Annotated in this window: 19 protein-coding genes and 1 pseudogene; 3 read left to right on the top strand and 17 right to left on the bottom strand. The window is 41.8% G+C overall.

Going from position 1 to position 16,822, the window contains the following annotated elements; genetic code table 11:
* Window positions 1-3: 3 nt before the first annotated feature.
* Window positions 4-783, bottom strand: coding sequence for a patatin-like phospholipase family protein (locus M1D81_RS07515; RefSeq protein ID WP_041084940.1), 780 nt, complete (start codon window positions 781-783; stop codon window positions 4-6).
* 156 nt (window positions 784-939) lie between these two features.
* Between M1D81_RS07515 and ylbJ the strand changes: the two genes are divergently transcribed.
* Window positions 940-2,148 carry a sporulation integral membrane protein YlbJ gene (gene ylbJ, locus M1D81_RS07510; RefSeq protein WP_456265151.1) on the top strand — a complete coding sequence of 403 codons (1,209 nt, stop codon included), beginning with the start codon at window positions 940-942 and terminating at the stop codon, window positions 2,146-2,148.
* A 13-nt stretch (window positions 2,149-2,161) separates the two neighbouring features.
* On the opposite strand, the gene coaD is transcribed toward ylbJ, so the two are convergent.
* From coaD to M1D81_RS07465, 9 genes are all read right to left on the bottom strand, one after another.
* Window positions 2,162-2,644, bottom strand: coding sequence for a pantetheine-phosphate adenylyltransferase (gene coaD / locus M1D81_RS07505; RefSeq protein WP_024424274.1), 483 nt, complete (start codon window positions 2,642-2,644; stop codon window positions 2,162-2,164).
* 1 nt (window position 2,645) lies between these two features.
* Window positions 2,646-3,203 (bottom strand): 16S rRNA (guanine(966)-N(2))-methyltransferase RsmD, encoded by a 558-nt coding sequence (gene rsmD, locus M1D81_RS07500; RefSeq protein WP_024426916.1) that lies wholly within the window; start codon window positions 3,201-3,203, stop codon window positions 2,646-2,648.
* 310 nt (window positions 3,204-3,513) lie between these two features.
* On the bottom strand, window positions 3,514-3,786 hold the full coding sequence (locus M1D81_RS07495) for a YlbG family protein (protein ID WP_024424276.1): 273 nt from the start codon (window positions 3,784-3,786) through the stop codon (window positions 3,514-3,516).
* 65 nt (window positions 3,787-3,851) lie between these two features.
* A complete protein-coding gene (locus tag M1D81_RS07490) occupies window positions 3,852-4,301 on the bottom strand; it encodes a YlbF family regulator (RefSeq protein WP_007499807.1) in 450 nt (149 codons plus the stop codon).
* A 57-nt stretch (window positions 4,302-4,358) separates the two neighbouring features.
* Window positions 4,359-4,766, bottom strand: coding sequence for a hypothetical protein (locus M1D81_RS07485; protein WP_024426915.1), 408 nt, complete (start codon window positions 4,764-4,766; stop codon window positions 4,359-4,361).
* Window positions 4,767-4,839: 73 nt separating this feature from the next.
* Window positions 4,840-5,088: a YlbE-like family protein gene (locus M1D81_RS07480; protein ID WP_456265152.1), complete on the bottom strand. Its 249-nt coding sequence runs from the start codon at window positions 5,086-5,088 to the stop codon at window positions 4,840-4,842.
* 19 nt (window positions 5,089-5,107) lie between these two features.
* Entirely contained in the window at window positions 5,108-5,521 is a 414-nt protein-coding gene (locus M1D81_RS07475) for a YlbD family protein (protein ID WP_456265153.1), read from the bottom strand.
* A gap of 111 nt (window positions 5,522-5,632) precedes the next feature.
* The gene (locus M1D81_RS07470; protein ID WP_456265154.1) at window positions 5,633-6,676 is read right to left on the bottom strand and encodes a CAP domain-containing protein; all 1,044 of its coding nucleotides are present in this window, start codon (window positions 6,674-6,676) and stop codon (window positions 5,633-5,635) included.
* A 99-nt stretch (window positions 6,677-6,775) separates the two neighbouring features.
* Window positions 6,776-7,225, bottom strand: a complete 450-nt coding sequence (locus tag M1D81_RS07465; RefSeq protein WP_024426912.1) for a CBS domain-containing protein — start codon at window positions 7,223-7,225, stop codon at window positions 6,776-6,778.
* 134 nt (window positions 7,226-7,359) lie between these two features.
* On the opposite strand from M1D81_RS07465, the gene M1D81_RS07460 reads away from it, so the two are divergent.
* On the top strand, window positions 7,360-7,725 hold the full coding sequence (locus M1D81_RS07460; RefSeq protein ID WP_456265155.1) for a YugN family protein: 366 nt from the start codon (window positions 7,360-7,362) through the stop codon (window positions 7,723-7,725).
* A 101-nt stretch (window positions 7,726-7,826) separates the two neighbouring features.
* Here M1D81_RS07460 and M1D81_RS07455 read toward each other — a convergent pair.
* From M1D81_RS07455 to cyoE, 7 genes and pseudogenes are all read right to left on the bottom strand, one after another.
* A pseudogene (locus M1D81_RS07455) lies at window positions 7,827-8,982 on the bottom strand (IS3 family transposase).
* Window positions 8,983-9,093: 111 nt separating this feature from the next.
* Window positions 9,094-9,972 (bottom strand): cytochrome c oxidase assembly factor CtaG, encoded by an 879-nt coding sequence (ctaG, locus tag M1D81_RS07450; protein WP_456265156.1) that lies wholly within the window; start codon window positions 9,970-9,972, stop codon window positions 9,094-9,096.
* A gap of 30 nt (window positions 9,973-10,002) precedes the next feature.
* Window positions 10,003-10,332, bottom strand: a complete 330-nt coding sequence (ctaF, locus tag M1D81_RS07445) for a cytochrome c oxidase subunit IVB (RefSeq protein ID WP_003211520.1) — start codon at window positions 10,330-10,332, stop codon at window positions 10,003-10,005.
* A gap of 2 nt (window positions 10,333-10,334) precedes the next feature.
* Window positions 10,335-10,955, bottom strand: coding sequence for a cytochrome c oxidase subunit III (ctaE, locus tag M1D81_RS07440; RefSeq protein ID WP_024424780.1), 621 nt, complete (start codon window positions 10,953-10,955; stop codon window positions 10,335-10,337).
* On the bottom strand, window positions 10,955-12,826 hold the full coding sequence (gene ctaD / locus M1D81_RS07435; protein ID WP_034621096.1) for a cytochrome c oxidase subunit I: 1,872 nt from the start codon (window positions 12,824-12,826) through the stop codon (window positions 10,955-10,957). Before ctaD ends, ctaE begins: the two co-directional genes overlap by 1 nt.
* 175 nt (window positions 12,827-13,001) lie before the next feature.
* Window positions 13,002-14,069 carry a cytochrome c oxidase subunit II gene (gene coxB, locus M1D81_RS07430; protein WP_456265157.1) on the bottom strand — a complete coding sequence of 356 codons (1,068 nt, stop codon included), beginning with the start codon at window positions 14,067-14,069 and terminating at the stop codon, window positions 13,002-13,004.
* Between the two features lie 279 nt (window positions 14,070-14,348).
* On the bottom strand, window positions 14,349-15,266 hold the full coding sequence (gene cyoE / locus M1D81_RS07425; RefSeq protein WP_456265158.1) for a heme o synthase: 918 nt from the start codon (window positions 15,264-15,266) through the stop codon (window positions 14,349-14,351).
* Between the two features lie 393 nt (window positions 15,267-15,659).
* On the opposite strand from cyoE, the gene M1D81_RS07420 reads away from it, so the two are divergent.
* Window positions 15,660-16,583 carry a COX15/CtaA family protein gene (locus tag M1D81_RS07420; RefSeq protein WP_456265159.1) on the top strand — a complete coding sequence of 308 codons (924 nt, stop codon included), beginning with the start codon at window positions 15,660-15,662 and terminating at the stop codon, window positions 16,581-16,583.
* The last annotated feature ends 239 nt before the right edge of the window (window positions 16,584-16,822 follow it).

Raw genomic sequence — 16,822 nt, 5'->3', positions numbered from 1 at the left:
CGATTAACACTCCCATTTATCAATGACATCTTTCAGTTTACCTGTTAATTGGTCTGCGGCGAGCTCACCAGCTTCAATCATCTCCTGAACCTGTGTGAACGAACTGGAGCTGAATGTTTCAAGCCTCGGCCGAATCATGAGATCTGCATGAATGGTTTGATGACGGACCAATTCATTTTGAAGGATGTCCAAACTTTGCATAATCACATCCGATAATCTCGTCGCCTTTTCTGTTTTTTTCACCCTAGATACATCAGAGGCGATAATAAGGTCTGCGCCCATTTCTTTTAAAACAGACACAGGAATGCGGTCAACAACCGCTCCATCCACTAGCTGTCTGCCGCCCATTTCGTGGGGAACAAACACGCCTGGAATGCTGATGCTTGCTCTGACTGCTTGTGAGACAGACCCTTCTTTAAACACAACCTTTTCCCCTGTTTCGAGGTCACAGGCAACCACCGCAAGGGGCATTCTTAATTCTTCGAATGTTTTCCCATATGTAAACGTGTGAATCAGCTGCAAAATTCGATTTCCTTTTAAAAGACCGATTTTTGGCAGTGTATAGTCAGCATAATACTTTCTTCTGAAGACAAGTGCAAGTTTTTTCATTTTTTCTACATCTTGTCCTGCCGCATAAAAGCTCCCAACAAGTGCGCCAATGCTGCTTCCAGCAATCATATCTACCTGTATCCCTTGCTTCTCAAGACTAGACAAAACCCCGATATGCGCCATTCCCCTCGCACCCCCAGAGCCTAGTGCAAGCCCGATGATCGGTCGCTTCATGAAAATCCACCCTCCTCTTTCTATGCATATATACGAATCTATAGGTCTAAACATGCCCCTACTGCTCGTATAGTAATAGAAGACAGGCTCGGCTGGTTTCTTTTTCTATAATCACGAGCTCGCCAATAGATCATAACGGCAAGGGGCGAAATCTCCATGAAAAAATGGAACACTCTGTTCATCGCTGCTTTTTTTATTTTCTTAACAGCTACTGTGATTACACACCCACAAGCCTCTTTGCAAGCATCGAAAAATGGACTTGCAATGTGGTGGGAGGTTGTATTTCCATCATTGCTTCCTTTTTTTATTTTGTCGGAGCTATTAATTAGTTTTGGGATTGTCAGATTTGTCGGGGTATTATTAGAGCCATTTATGCGCCCCATCTTCCGGGTGCCGGGTGTAGGCGGATTTGTACTGGCTATGGGAATGGCTTCAGGGTTTCCTTCTGGTGCGAAATTAACGACAAGACTGAGGCAGGAAAGGCAGCTGACGCGGATCGAAGCAGAGCGTCTCGTTTCCTTTACAAATTCATCGAATCCATTGTTTATTTTCGGTGCGGTGGCTGTTGGTTTTTTTCATCATCCAGCTTTAGGCATTGTATTGGCCAGCGCTCATTATTTAGGGAATCTCGCTGTCGGTGTGACGATGCGGGGATATAAAGCGCGGCATGATGCCCATCTAAGAAGCCGAAAGAAGCTTTTATTTCCGCCGTTTAAAGAGGCATTCAATGCTCTTCATACAGCAAGACTCGCAGAGAAAAGACCGCTCGGCCAAATTTTAAGTGATGCAGTCATGTCATCAGTCCAAACACTCTTTATGATTGGCGGCTTTATTATCTTATTTTCTGTGTTTAGCAAAATGCTGTCAGTTGTCCATGTGACAGACCTTTTATCCATCGGGCTCGGATATATGCTGCAAACAATGCATCTTCCGCCAGAATTAGACCTTGCCATGATTGCCGGTTTATTTGAAATCACATTAGGAAGCCAGATGACGGGGTCACAGGAAGTCACCCTTCTCGCTAAAACCATTGTCGTCAGCTTTATTTTAGGATTCAGCGGGTTTTCTGTTCAAGCGCAAGTCGCCGGCATTTTGGCGGCAACCGATATCCGCTTTAAACCGTTTTTCTTCGCCCGTTTGCTTCACGGGATTTATGCAGCTGTTTTTGCCTTTTTATTATTCAAGCCTCTATATGTCTCTCGATCAGACATGGCTCTCCCAGCGGGTGCCTTTGATGCAAGCCAGCAGGTCGTCATGTTCAGCAGCGTGCTTTGGAATCAGCTTGTGAAAGCCGGTCCCTTCATCACACTTTGCAGTTTGATTGTGTATATCGCGCTGTACTATCGGAAATTAAAAAATGGATGAGTGCCGGGTGCACTCATCCATTAAATTTTTCCTTCAGTGCTGCTTCTACCTCTTTTGGTACAAGATCGTTGACTGCCCCATGATATTTCGCTACTTCTTTGACAATGCTGGAGCTTAAGAAGGAATATTGATTGTTGGTCATCATAAAAAACGTTTCAATTTCATCGTCTAACACTTTGTTCATTGAGGTGCCTTGCATCTCATACTCAAAGTCCGTCACAGCTCTTAGTCCGCGTAAAATGACTTTGGCTTCTTTTTGCTTCGCATAATCAACAAGCAGGCCGTGAAACGATTCAACTTTGATATTTGGCAGCTCCTTCGTTGCTTGGCGAATAAGCTCACACCGTTCTTCAACAGTAAATAACGGTTTTTTAGATGAATTATTTAGTACACATACATACACTTCATCAAAAATCTTTGCACCTCTTTTGATGATATCCAAATGCCCCAATGTAACTGGATCGAAGCTGCCCGGACAAACGGCTATGTTCCCCATGCTAATTTCCCCGCTTTCTATAGATCGTAATACCAGTCAATCCGTACAGTTCCTGTCTTGTGATGTGGAGCTGCCCTGCTTCTTCTGGCAGCTTCACATCTTTATCATGCTCACACACGATCACGCCGTCATCTGTTAACAAGGCGTGCTCGTCAATCATTTCAAGAAGTGCTTTTAGCTGTTGATCTTTATAGGGCGGATCAAGGAAAATGGCTTGAAAGGATTCCTCTCGTTTCACAACAGCTGCAAGTGCACGCTTTGCTTCATTTCGAAACACTTCACTTTGATCCATTAGCGACAATTGATTCAGGTTTCCTTTAATCGTCTGAATCGCCTTTATATCTCGATCAACGAATATGCAATGATCGAATCCCCTAGAAAGCGCTTCAATTCCTAAACCACCGCTTCCTGCAAATAAATCAAGAGCCCATCCGCCATCAAAATACGGGCCGATCATATTAAATATTGATTCTTTTACTTTATCTGTCGTCGGTCTTGTTGATTGACCTGGTACCGCTTTAAGTGTGCGGCCTTTTCTCGTTCCAGAGATGACTCTCATTTTTCCACCACTTTTTCTACTTGCTTCTAATCGTCATTGTTTATGACAAAAAATTCAACATTATCTTACCACATCACTCCTCAAGGAACAATGCACTGATATTCATTCATTTTCTATGTATAGATCAAGAAATCCGGGGTCATACTACTTATAACAGCATCTGATGTGGTGCTGTTGCCAACCGCGGAGAAGACTTACGTTTCCCCATAAGTTCTTCCTCCGGTTTCTCCTCTCCCTTTGCCTTCTCCTTAATGAATCATTAAGAATAGAAGGACCCCGCGGGTGATGCCGCGGGGATTTTTTTGTGTCTTTAAAAGCCCACCTTATAATCATACTCTTTTGCTTTGTCCAATTTGGATTCGTACTCTAATTTAATAAAAGGTTTATATGAAGGCTCAACACGTTTCACAAATGGTAACGAGCTGAGCTTAGCCATATGGCGCTCAAGATCATCCATATCACAATAGATCACAGCATATTTCATTTTCCTTGAAATATAGTGAACATTCCCGAATTTTCTCAGCGCTTTTGACTGCTTTAACGAATGCAGCCAGACGACCATCCCTTGACGTTTGGTTTCCATCTTTTCACCTGCCGCTTTTCAATTCTTTTCATTCATTATGTAAAAGACGAGACATTCAAGTCTCGTCAAGATACTTTACAGCCGCAGCTGCCACCTGATCCACAGCCACCGCCGCATGATGATAGACCATCAAAATATGGGTTCCCTGTTGGAACTTTAATATATGCTGATACAGCTTGACCGATTTCAATACTAATCTCATCTAAGATGGATTGAATCGCTGTTTCTGCTTTTTTGAAATCAACCACTGTATCGTGAAGATCTAGCTTTCTTTTGACCTCACGCATTTCCTTTGAGATCGTTCTATAGTCCGGATGATATTTGCCGAACCGCTGCACATCCTCATACTGCTCTTTTACTTTTGTAAAATGGGCAATAATTTGTTGGGCTTCTTCGTCTTGCTGGAGACGCTTAAAGCAGTTGCGGTAATGTTCAGCCTCCTCCGACTGAAGAATCATGGCAGCCAATTGATTTGCTTCCTCTTGGAGCTCCACAGATTCGATTGTCGCATACATAAATGTTGCACCTCCAATTCATAGTTTACCACGAAACCTATGGATCAGAAAATGCTTTTACGTGACAAATACATCCCATGTTTCTCTTTTCTGTTTATATTCTGGATGACGGGAATTCAGCACAACAGTCATTTTATGCTTTCCTTTTGAAAGATGCTTGACCACAAATGCCGCAGTATACTCATTCCCTGCACGTTTCCCGTCTACATACACTGTAAAATATCCCGCCTTCTCGTTCTTTTTCAGACGCTCTGGCTGAAGATGAAAATCTTGAAGTGTACTTTCTATATAGACAGACGACCCTTGCACTTTGTATTTCAAAAAGCCTTGCTGCTTCATTTCGCTTTGGGCTTGCTGCATGACTGGTACTGCTGGGTCTTGCTTAATCACTTGCTCTTCTCCATGTTGACTTTGACACCCGGTGACAAGAAAAAGCAATGCGCCTATTGACAGCATCCATTTCATCATCTGATTCTCCTTTCATCTACTTTTATAGGATGCTCAGGAAATAGACATCTTAATCAACTCAAAAAAAGCCTCAACCGGCTCCATTTTGATTGCGCATTGCTTGGAACATTTGAATCATCATTTCAGCCATTTGGACGCTATTGCTCAACTGACTCACACGATGAGGAATGGTTTTTTCGTAAAAGTTCATTTTATCTAATTCAAAAGACGATAGATTTTCAGGATGTCGCGTCAGCTGTCTGTACCAGATAGGACGCTGCCTTATGAATTTGATTCGCTCCTCTTCGGCCATGACAAATTCCTGTACTTCTTTTCGCACCAGAAGCATCCCCTTTCACTTAATCTTTCCTGAAGGAGAATGGGTGCTGACTGCCTCCAGATGAATCTTTCTTTGAACCATTGGATGAAAATTGGCCGAGCAAGCTTTGTAAAGAGGAAATAGACTGGCTCATTTTGTTAATCTGTTCATTCATTTGATCAGCGTCCATTTTTTTCACAGCAGAAACCATTTTAGACATAAAATCTGCTTTTCCTGCTTCACTTGGCTTAGAGGCTTTTTCTTCTTTCGTATCTTCAGATTTCGATTGCCGGTAAGGCGACCACATCTCATCTTCCTCACCAAACATGACCCAATTCTCGTATACACTCTGCCAGCTTTTTTCTTGCGTATGCACTTCTTGAATTAACTTCGGATGGCGTCTGACGAATTGTTTAAATTCATCAATGGATGTTTGTTTTTGCTTGTTTGTCATATCCTCACCCCCCATACAAATGCCTACTATACTATATACACCAGCATCTGTTTTGGTGAGCCTCTTTTTAACCATCAAAAAAACAGCTGCGACCATGCAGCTGCTTTCGTTTTAAGAAGTTTTCTTGATGAAATTTTGGGTGTAATATTTTTCTTTCACCCCTACGCCAAGATGCGTGTAATCTTTATTTAATAACGCCTTCCTGTGACCTTCACTATTGAGCCAGCCCTCTACCGCTGCAGGTCCATCGACATAGTTATAGGCAATGTTTTCACCTGCGAGCTGAAAGCCCACCTCGCCTCTTTCTAACCGGTCTTTCAGCGTACCGTATTTTTTAGATTCATGGGAGAAATAATGATTCTCTTTCATGTCCTCACTGTGCATGAATGCCACTTCAGAGGTTTCATCATCCCACTTTAAGATCGGCAGGTTGTACTTATGGCGGATAATATTGGTCATATCAAAAATTTGTTTTTGACTGGAAGCTTCGATATCTTTCCACTTTTCGCCTGATATTGCCTCAGGTTCTACCAATTGACCTCGGTAGACCACCTCATACGGCTTTTGTTTCACAAATGTATCTGCGTTGAAGGCCCTGATACTTGAAAGGGTGCTTTCAAACTTATCCATGTAAAGCTGAACATACACATCATCTCCCACTTTCACAGTCGGTCTTGTATTCATATCATCTTCTGAGAATTCAAAGCGGTATGAATTTTGTTCATCCTCTACATGAATGTAAGGTGCAATTTGTGTTTTCTTAAAGACTTCACTCGTGGCTTGACCGATTTTAAACGGTTCTACAGTCAGACCGTCTCCTGTTGCAAACAAGGTCACCACTTTACTATCCTTTACCCCTACTTGAATATAGTGCTTCTTCGATTGGTTGTAAATCCACCAGTCATAATCATATGCGGAAGGATCAATTCGATCTGGTTCTCCCAGCTGTTTAAGCACTTCGTTTGAAGATTTCCCCATAAAGGACATGAGCCCCTTTTTTGGGATGTTGATCGGCTTATCGCTAGATGTTTCTTCATTAGACACCTTCGGTTCATCGCTGTTTTCTTTTTCTGGTGAAGATCCATATTGAATAAACAGAACGTACGTTCCAGATATAATCAGGAGGATGAGGAGTGTTTTGAGCACAGTTTTCAAATAAACACCTCCGTTAAATTGGCAAGGTACAAAAAGTACCTTCTACTGTCATTTAACGACAATACAGCCTATTTAACACGAATTTAAAATATGCCCCTCTTAATGAAGAAATCCTTGTCCATGATCTTGATCCTGTTGAGAGATTTCTGTCAGTGCCTCTCCCGCGCGATCATTTGATAAATCTTCGACTGATAAATCTCCTAGAGCGACAATCCCTGTTAATGCCCCGTTTTTTACAACAGGAATGCGGCGGAGCTGATGCTCTGACATGAGCCGGACAATTTCTTCAAGTGTTGCATCTTCTTCAGCTGTTAGTACTTCCTTTGTCATCAGTGAGCCCACTTCCTGTGAGTTTGGCTTTTTTTCTGCAATGCCTCTAAGCACAAGGTCACGGTCTGTTACTATCCCAACGAGCTGATCTCCGTCAACCACTGGAATAGCACCGATATCAGCATCTCTCATTTTGACTGCTGCTTCATACGTATTGTCATCTTGCTGACATGTCACGACTTTTTTTGTCATAATATCTTTGATTTTTTTCGTTTTCATGTTGATTCCTCCATCCGTTATTTTCTTTATTACTGTAACCAGCTTATAAAAGAACATACCTTTCACAGTTGAAAGTTTAACGCTTTCATACTATGATTGTCAGTAAAGGGAAATTTTATAAGGAGGGGTTTAGGGTGAAGTTTGAAGGTACGGGGATTGAAAAAGTATCAGCTGACTTAAATAAATTAGATTTCATTATGGAAAGTGAAGGATTTGTACGAGCCGATCAATGGGATTATGAGCGTGTGACATACGACAGAAAGTACAGCATGGTAGAGGGAACCTTTTATTTACGAATTTCCGGCTACGCTACTGAAGGAGATGTCGGTTCCAAAAAAGCACACATTCAGCTTCTAACACCATTACTTGGAAAACACTATTATCCACATGGCGTTGAATACGGCGAAGGCGAAGAATTCCCTAAGTCTCTCATTCAATCAAGCAAAAAAACGCTTGAGCGTCTGAATGAAAAACTAGCAGCCATGACGGCTGAAGCATAAAACAAAGGGCTAAAATATTCTTTATTTTAGCCCTTTTTCTAAGATGAAAGCACAGCCATCTGGGACTGACCCCCGTTATTGAGACAGGGATCAAAACACCTTTATACAGCCAATTGCCGATAGTTTATCGGTGATTGGTTGTTTAGTTTAGTTTCGTTTGAATACGAATGTTGTTATAATAATAAATATATTCTTTGACAGTGTGTTCTACGATGGTGGTTGTAGTTCGATCAATGCTGTTAAGATAGAACGTTTCAGACTTTAGTGAGGAATGAAACGATTCGATGGAGGCATTATCAGCGGGCGTCCCTTTACGGGACATGCTCATGGTAATGCCTTTTATATGAACAGCTTTCTGATACTCGTAAGATGTATACACAGAACCTTGGTCGCTATGTAACACGCAGTTCTCAGGCAGTGCTGGGAGCTGATCAAGTGTGTTTAAGATAAAGTCTGTGTCCTGCTTATCACCAATCGTAAAAGCAATCACTTCTCCATTATATAAATCCAATATACTGGAAAGGTACAATTGTTTCTGTCCATAAGGCAAATACGTGATGTCTGTTACTAGTTTTTCAAGAGGGCGATCAGACTGAAAGTTCCGATCGAGTATATTACCAGCCACGGCATAGGGCTGCCCATTCTTCTTACGCTTTTTCATTTTAACCCGGCATTGCCACTGGTTTTTCTGCATGATACGTTGAACAGTTTTATGGTTAATACGCATTCCCACTTTTAGTATGGCTGTAATTTTTCGGTATCCATATCGATACTTGTGCTCTCGGCACAACGTGCCGATTTGTTTCTCTAGTTGTCTTTTAGAATGATTCTGAGTCAGATTCTTTTTCCATCTATAGAACGAAGCGCGTGAGATGCCTAAATGGACACAGATGTCCTGTACTGTCATCTTTTTGCGCAATTCTTCTACCAGTTTGATTGACGTTTCCTTATCAACTTCCTTTCCAATTCGTTGTACTTTTTTAAAACTTCATTCTGTTGACTCAGATAGCGATTTTCTGCCCGCAGTCTCTCTAATTCGGAAGAGTACTCGGGACCCTTTCCATAGGTATATTGTTTTCCAACAGGCTGTTCGAACCGGTGTGTATCCCCAGCCTTATGCCACCTCACCCATGTCTGAACCTGCGTTTTATTTTTGATATTCAATTCTTGCATGATCTCTTTCATTGATACGCCTGCCAATCTCATGTCTACAGCCTTCTGTTTGACTTCAACCGGATAACTCACTCTTGTCCCCATAGAAAAACACCTCCATGTTTTATTTCGGATCACAACGATCCGTTTTCAAACTTGAAGGTGTTTTTTATTTGTCTCATCTTATGGGGTCAGTCCCATCTGGCTGTGCTTCTTTTATTCATATTTCGGAATAAGCGCATCTGGAACGGCATCTTTCGCTCTTTCTTTTCTTGCCCAGTCAAAGAAGACAACAGCAAGAATAGAGCCGTACACAATCTCCTGAATAATTTTCATTAAAATCGCACCTAGCTGCTGGTCCTCTAGCAGCGGCAAGGTGTGGAACATATCAGGGCCAGTAAGAGCAAGGCCTGCAAGCATATCACTTGGCACACATAAATGCAGTGCTTGTATCCATGCGCCGGCATCAGAGTAGGTTGCATAGATCGGTGCTTCGCTAAACATGATGAGTGCACAGGCCGGTGTCATCAATATCCCGTCTGCCATGATATATCCAAGCTTCAAAATGCCTGTGATCTGCGGATGACTTTGAACTTTATGGACAAGCGGCCACCACATGAAAAAGGCAGCGATAAAAATAACCACCGTCATCAATGCATGGTAAAACGGATCTGTTTTCACAAAATCAAACACAAGAGGAATGTGATACAGCGAAAACAAGCCGTTAAATCCAAGCAGTGCAATTAAAGGTTTGGAAAACAACCGGAAAACAGCTTGAATACCTGGTGTTTGAATGATCCGCTCCCAAATGGCTGGAGGCAATCCTGTAATAAGGAGAGGCGGGATGACTAAGTACAGCACCGCCATTTGCGCCATATGTGCACTAAACATAATATGCCCCATTAAATCAATTGGGCTCCCTTTCACAGCATATAACAAAACAAGCCCCGTCAGAAACAACGTCTTCTCTTTCACCGTCGCACGGTGCTTTCCCTTTGTCACAAGAAGCAGATAAAGAGCAGCTGCTATCACAATACAAGTCAAATAATAAGGGCTCCATAAAGCCCGAAATCCGAAAATTTCTAAGTTCTCCATTGCCGCGCCTCCTTCAAGGGCAAAGCGGGTTTACCACCATATAATGGTCAAAAAGGCTAATACGGTAATAAACGCAACAAACACACCTGAGTATAGAAACAAGGCGGGTGTTTCATGCCCTTTTTGGTTCATGTGCATAAAATAATAAAGCTGAAAAGCTACCTGAATGACTGCAAGCAGTAAAATAAATGGGACTGCGAACCAATTTCCAACATCTTCTGAGGCGATCGTTAAAAACGCAACAAATGTTAATCCAATCATCAAGCCGAAAGAAATGAGCTGATGCTTCATTTCTTCGGCATTTTTCTTTTTACGATATACAAGGTCGACTTTGGACTGATTTGTGTTTTTATTTCCCACTCTTATCCCACCATTCCCATTAAATATACAACGGTAAAGATGAAGACCCACACAACATCAATGAAGTGCCAATAGAGACTTGCCACATAATATTTCGGCGCATTGTATAAATCGAGTCCGCGTCTCATATTTCGAATCATGAGAGCGGTAATCCAGCAAAGTCCGAAGGCGACGTGAGCTCCGTGAGTTCCTACAAGTGTATAGAATGAAGAACCAAGAGCAGAGCTGGTAATCGTAAATTCATACGCATGCACATAGTGATAAAACTCATAAATCTCAACGCCTAAAAATCCAGCACCTAAAAGGACTGTGATACCAAGCCAAAGCTGCATCTTTTTAAAGGCAAAATTTTTCATATGATACATGGCATACACACTCGTTAAACTGCTCGTTAATAGAAGCATTGTGGCAATAAAGACAAGTGTGAGGTCAAACATATCAGTTGTTTTTGCTCCGCCTGCATTTGAGTTTTTCAGCGCCAAATAAGTGGCGAAAAGCGATGCAAACAGAACGGTTTCTCCTCCAAGAAACAGCCAGAACCCGACAAACTTATTCTTCCCTTCTAACGTGGCCTTCTCAGGAGAAGCCGGAAAGGTTTCCGCCGTCATTTTTTGTGGTTCCATTATGCTTTCACCCCTTTATCATCGTCGTCGGTCAAATCTTCTTTGTGAATATGGTATCCATGATCATCTTTCAGAGACCTAACCAGCATGGTCGCAAACGTAATACCAAGACCAATGAAGATCACCGGAAGCCCCCAGCTGTGCTCTTGACGATACATGAAACCAAACGCTGACACAAATAGACCGAATGAGATAATGACAGGCAAAATGGAGTTATTCGGCATGTGAATATCATCGAGCGGTTCAGATGCTGTCATTCCTTTTTTACCATCCATTTTTTCTATCCATAATGGATCTAGTCCTCTCACAAGCGGAAGCTGTTTAAAGTTGTATTCTGGCGGAGGCGAAGACACTGCCCATTCAAGTGTTCTTCCATCTCCCCAAGGATCGCTCGATACACGCTCTCCTTTTGCTGTTGTCCAGATGATGTTAATCAGCATGATCACAACAGCTACAAACATAAACAGTGCCCCAATCGTACTGACTAAGTTCCCAAGCTCGAGACCCTGACCTGGCAGGAATGTAAAGACCCGGCGCGGCATGCCCCATAAACCGAGAAAATGCTGGATAAAGAAAGTTAAATGGAAACCGACGAAAAACAGCACAAAGCCAATTTTTCCAAGTTTCTCATTCAGTATTTTTCCAAACATCTTCGGCCACCAGTAATGCACACCTGCTAGAATACCGAATACAACCCCGCCGATAATGACGTAATGGAAATGTGCCACAACAAAATACGTATCATGGAACTGATAATCCGCTGCAGCTGCCGCAAGCATGACCCCAGTTACCCCGCCAAGTAAGAACGACGGAATAAAAGCAACAGAATAAAGCATCGGCGTTGTAAACTTCACATTACCGCCCCATATCGTAAGCAGCCAGTTGAATACTTTAATTCCTGTTGGCACCGCAATTGCCATGGTCGCTACAGCAAAGATCGCATTGGCGATAGGTCCAAGCCCCGTGGTGAACATGTGATGCGCCCACACCATGAATCCAAGGAAACCAATCAATACAGTAGCGAACACCATGGACGAGTAACCAAACAATCTTTTTCTTGCAAACACCGGAATGATCTCAGAGAAGATCCCGAATGCCGGCAGGATCAAGATATATACTTCCGGGTGTCCGAAAATCCAGAACAAATGCTCCCAGATGATTGTATTTCCTCCAAGCTCTGGATTGAAAAAGCTCGTGTCAAACATTCTATCAAGCATCAGCATCGCAAGCCCTGCTGTCAGCGGCGGGAATGCGAATAAAATAAGTGCGGAGGCGACAAATGTCGTCCAAGTAAAGAGCGGCATTCTCATATACGTCATACCAGGCGCTCTCATATTAATAATCGTTGCAAGAAAGTTAATCCCTGCTATCAGCGTACCAATACCCGCAATCTGTAAACCTAAAATGTAAAAATCCATTCCATGACCTTCTGAATTCAGCGTGAGCGAAGCGTATGCAGTCCAGCCTGCATCAGGTGCTCCGCCCATAAACCATCCAAGGTTTAAGAAAATTCCTCCGAAAAAGAACAACCAAAAACCAAGTGAATTCACAAACGGAAATGCTACGTCACGTGCACCAATTTGAATTGGTACAACCGCATTCATTAATGCAAATAACAGCGGCATAGCTGCAAGGAAAATCATTGTCGTTCCATGCATCGTCATGATTTCATTGTAAACCCCTGCACTGACAAAATCATTTTCAGGGATGGCTAGCTGAATACGGATAAACATCGCTTCTAGACCGCCAACCAAAAAGAAAAATCCCCCTGCCACTAAATATAATATGGCAATTTTTTTGTGGTCAACCGTTGTCAAGTAATCCCATAAGACAGCGCCAAACCCCCGCTTTTTAGCTATTGTACTCACCATGAAATCCCCCTCTTATCTCCCATTTGCCCCTTTTCATATAGATGTCTTTCTTCACGATCCTTTAAGCAGACTATGTCTGACAGATGACGACTTCTCGGTTGTAGAGACATATTCGGGAGCTCTTAACAATAACTTCACATCGATCACATACCCTCTTGAATATCTGCTCTAGTTGTTACTCGATTTTAAGACCTTTTAAATACTCGTAAAGTGCATCTGCTTCTGAGTCATTTAATTTTGGGTACGTTCCTGTCATCTTATTACCTGGTTTAAAGCTTTCTGGATCTTTCAGCCATGCTTTCACATTTTCTTTGTTCATGTCTTTAATTCCAGCTACTTTCGTCCGCTCTCCGAAGGTCGCAAGGTTTGGTGCTGTCCTTGCTGCTTCCGGCCGTTCGTCACCAGGCTCTACCGCGTGACAGCTTAAGCAGTTTTTCTCTTTAAATAGCTTTTCACCCTCTAAAGCGAGATCATTTGTGGATTCAGGCTTCTTGTAATCAGCCATTTTTTTCGTCCATCCTAAAAATTCATCTTGAGAAAGCGTTTTAACTTTAAAATCCATTAAAGCATGTGACGGCCCGCACAGCTCCGCACATTTCCCGTAGAAATATTCCCCTGCATCTTTCGTTCGTTTCGAGTCAAAGGTTAAATAAAATTTGTTCTCATTATCTGTGTTTGTATCAATTTTACCGCCAGCCGATGGAATCCAGAATGAGTGTTTGACATCGGATGCTTTCAGCTTAAAGTACACCTTTTGATCTGTTGGTACGATCAATTCCTGACTTGTGACAATCCCATAATCAGGGTATTCAAATTCCCACCAATATAAACTGGCTCTTACATTGACAACAAGTGTCTTTTCAGGATCTCGTTTTTTCTTATCCATGGCGCTTGTATCCCCTAATTCAAGCGTGTATGCCACAACAGGTACAACGAGAATAATGAGTAGAAGAATCGGAATCGCTGTCCATGTGATTTCCAGGTTGCGGTTCCCTTCCACCTGCTTTGGAATCGTATCTTCTCCCACTTTAGAACGTTTGAATTTAATGATGACGTAAAAGAAAATGATCGATACAACAATGACGACAAGAACCATAATGAGTGTACTCAGTACCGTTAGGAAAAACTGTTTATCTGCTACTTCCCCAACAGGCTTGAGTGTTGATAAGTATGGTTCACCACAGCCCGCCAAAACGAGCGTCAGTAAGAGAAACAGTGAATAAACACGCCATTTTCTTATCATAATTTGTCCCAACCCCTTTTGCTTGATCTCCTTTGCCTTTCGCTTTTTACCTCTTATTTATAAAATCACTTCTCACCCATCTATAACCCCCGCCTCTTATAAAAGCACTTACATTTCCTCTTTTCATAAAAAAATGATGTTTTTACTCAAAATACCATCTATGTATAAACAGAAAGCCGCCTAAATAGAACTGAATATCAGGCGGCTTTCATAGTTGTTAGAAAATGTTGTGTTATAAGATATAGCCATTGTTTTGATGTGATCAAAGTGTATTTCACTCTAGAATAGTGTAATAATAATCATCGCTACGAAGAAGATGGTTAAGTAGTTTAATGAATAAACGAACATGAGCGTTGACCACTTCATGATGTCTTTCATTTTAAAGCCCATAAGGCCAATAATGAGCCATCCAATATTAAGCAATGTACCAAGTGCGACAATCGGCCATCCTAATCCACCTAAGAAAAATGGAAGCGGGAGAAGACATGCTGTCCAAATGATGATCTGGCGTTTTGTGACTTCAAAGCCATAAACAACTGGGAGCATTGGAATGCCCGCCTTACGGTAATCTTCCGTTTTCTTAATCGCAAGTGACAGGAAGTGCGGGATTTGCCAAATGAACATAATCATAAACAAAACCCAAGCCGTTGTGTCGATTGTACCTGTGACAGCTGTCCAGCCGATTAATGGCGGAACCGCGCCAGATACACTTCCGATGACTGTATTGATGGTGTAATGGCGTTTAGACCACATGGTGTAAAGAACCGCATAAGTAAAGACTCCAATAAATCCAATCACTGCTGATGTAATGGTTGTCATCAGAAGCATAATGAGTCCTAATACAACAAGCAGAATGCCAAATGCATACGCTTGCCCCGGCTGAATTTTACCTGTAACCGTCGGTCTTGTTTTTGTTCTTTCCATTAATATATCAATATCACGGTCAAACGCATTATTAATTGCGCATGAACCGGCAATAATAAGAGAAGAACCAATCATTGTTAACAGCACAATATCAAGATTTCCAAGAAAACTCATATCTGTAAAATAAAAAGCAAGCCACATTCCAGTAAATGTCGTAATGAAATTGGAATTGACGATGCCCATTTTAATCAGAGCAAGAAAATCTTTCCACGCTGTTGTTTCTTCTATTTGTCCATGAATAGCTGCTTCCGCGGCTGTTTTGGAATTTGCCAATGTGTATAACCTCCCTTGCCCAAACCTTCAAACGAACGAATGACACGTAAAATCATTACAACTCTATCATACAAGATAAACAGCTGTAAAAAAACATCCTATTAAATAATAAACGACAAACTTGAAGTTATTTGTGAACTTTTCGTGAATTTATTAGGATATATGTGTGTTTCAGAAGGCGGTGCAAAATGAAATATTCTCTCCTCTATTTCTATCAGACTGTCAAAGAAAGATCAAGCACTCTAAATCTGTAAACTTTGTGAACTAACATGTCATTTTTTTGTGAACTTTGGTCATTATGAATTGCAACAGAACACGCATTTGGCTTAAACTTGAGAGCATGTGAGGTTTTCATTTACATCAGAAGTTTTTTAGAGAAGGTGAAATAATTTGATGAAATTTGCTTTAAGGCTATTGAGCGTGATCACAACGTTTGTGATGCTGATCGTACTGATTGGCGGTGCGCTTGTGACGAAAACCGGTTCGGGTCTTGGCTGCGGTAGACAGTGGCCCCTTTGCCACGGTCGTTTCTTTCCTGAAATGAACCCCGCTTCCATCATCGAATGGAGTCACCGCATGTCAACAGGGGTTTCCACCATCCTTGTTTTGGCACTGGCGGTCTTATGCTGGAAAAAAATTAGTCCAGTATTCCGTGAAACCAAATTTTTGGTCATCATGTCCATTATATTCTTAATGCTTCAAGCGCTGTTAGGAGCTCTTGCCGTCGTATTTGGTTCTAACGCACTTGTGATGGCACTGCACTTCGGTATTTCACTCATTTCATTTGCTTCAGTATTACTGCTTGCACTTCTTGTCTTTGAAGCAACCAGATCTGAAACAAAGCTTGTGAAGCCGCTTCATATCGGCAAAAAAATGCAGTTCCATATTTATGGGTTGATCACGTATACGTATATCGTGGTATATACGGGCGCTTATGTGAGACATACAAAGTCAAGCCTTGCTTGTTCTGTCTTCCCGTTTTGTTCAAAAGACGGTGCGCTTCCAACGTATTTTAATCAGTGGGTTCAAATGTCTCACCGAGCAGCAGCACTTCTTTTATTCATCTGGATATTTGTCGCTATGTTCCATGCTATAAAACATTATAAAGAACAGAAGCAGCTGTATTATGGATGGATCATCTCAGCCATTCTGATTACACTTCAAGCCCTTTCAGGTGTGATGTCTGTTTATTCTCAGCTTGCACTTGGTTACGCACTGGCTCATTCATTCTTTATTTCTTGTTTGTTTGGGATACTATGTTACTTCTGCTTACTTATTGCCCGTTTTAAATATGAAAGCAAAGAGCCATTTAGATAAGAATTGTATCCCCCTTTCATGTGGAGAGGGGGATTTTTTTATTAACTTGCTGAAAGGCGCGCAAGACATCTCAGATGATAAAGAGCAAATAATTTGTACTCGTGTTTTTTGCAAATGTGAGCGCTTTTGATAAGGCGATCTGATCATCTCATCGCGTATCCCGGCGAAATCAAATCACAACAATGTTGTCCAACCTTCTTCACCTTACTCTATAGTGTAATCACTCTCACTGGCTGCTG

This window comes from Bacillus sp. JZ105, from assembly GCF_053903125.1.
This window is presented reverse-complemented; position numbering and strand designations above follow the sequence as displayed.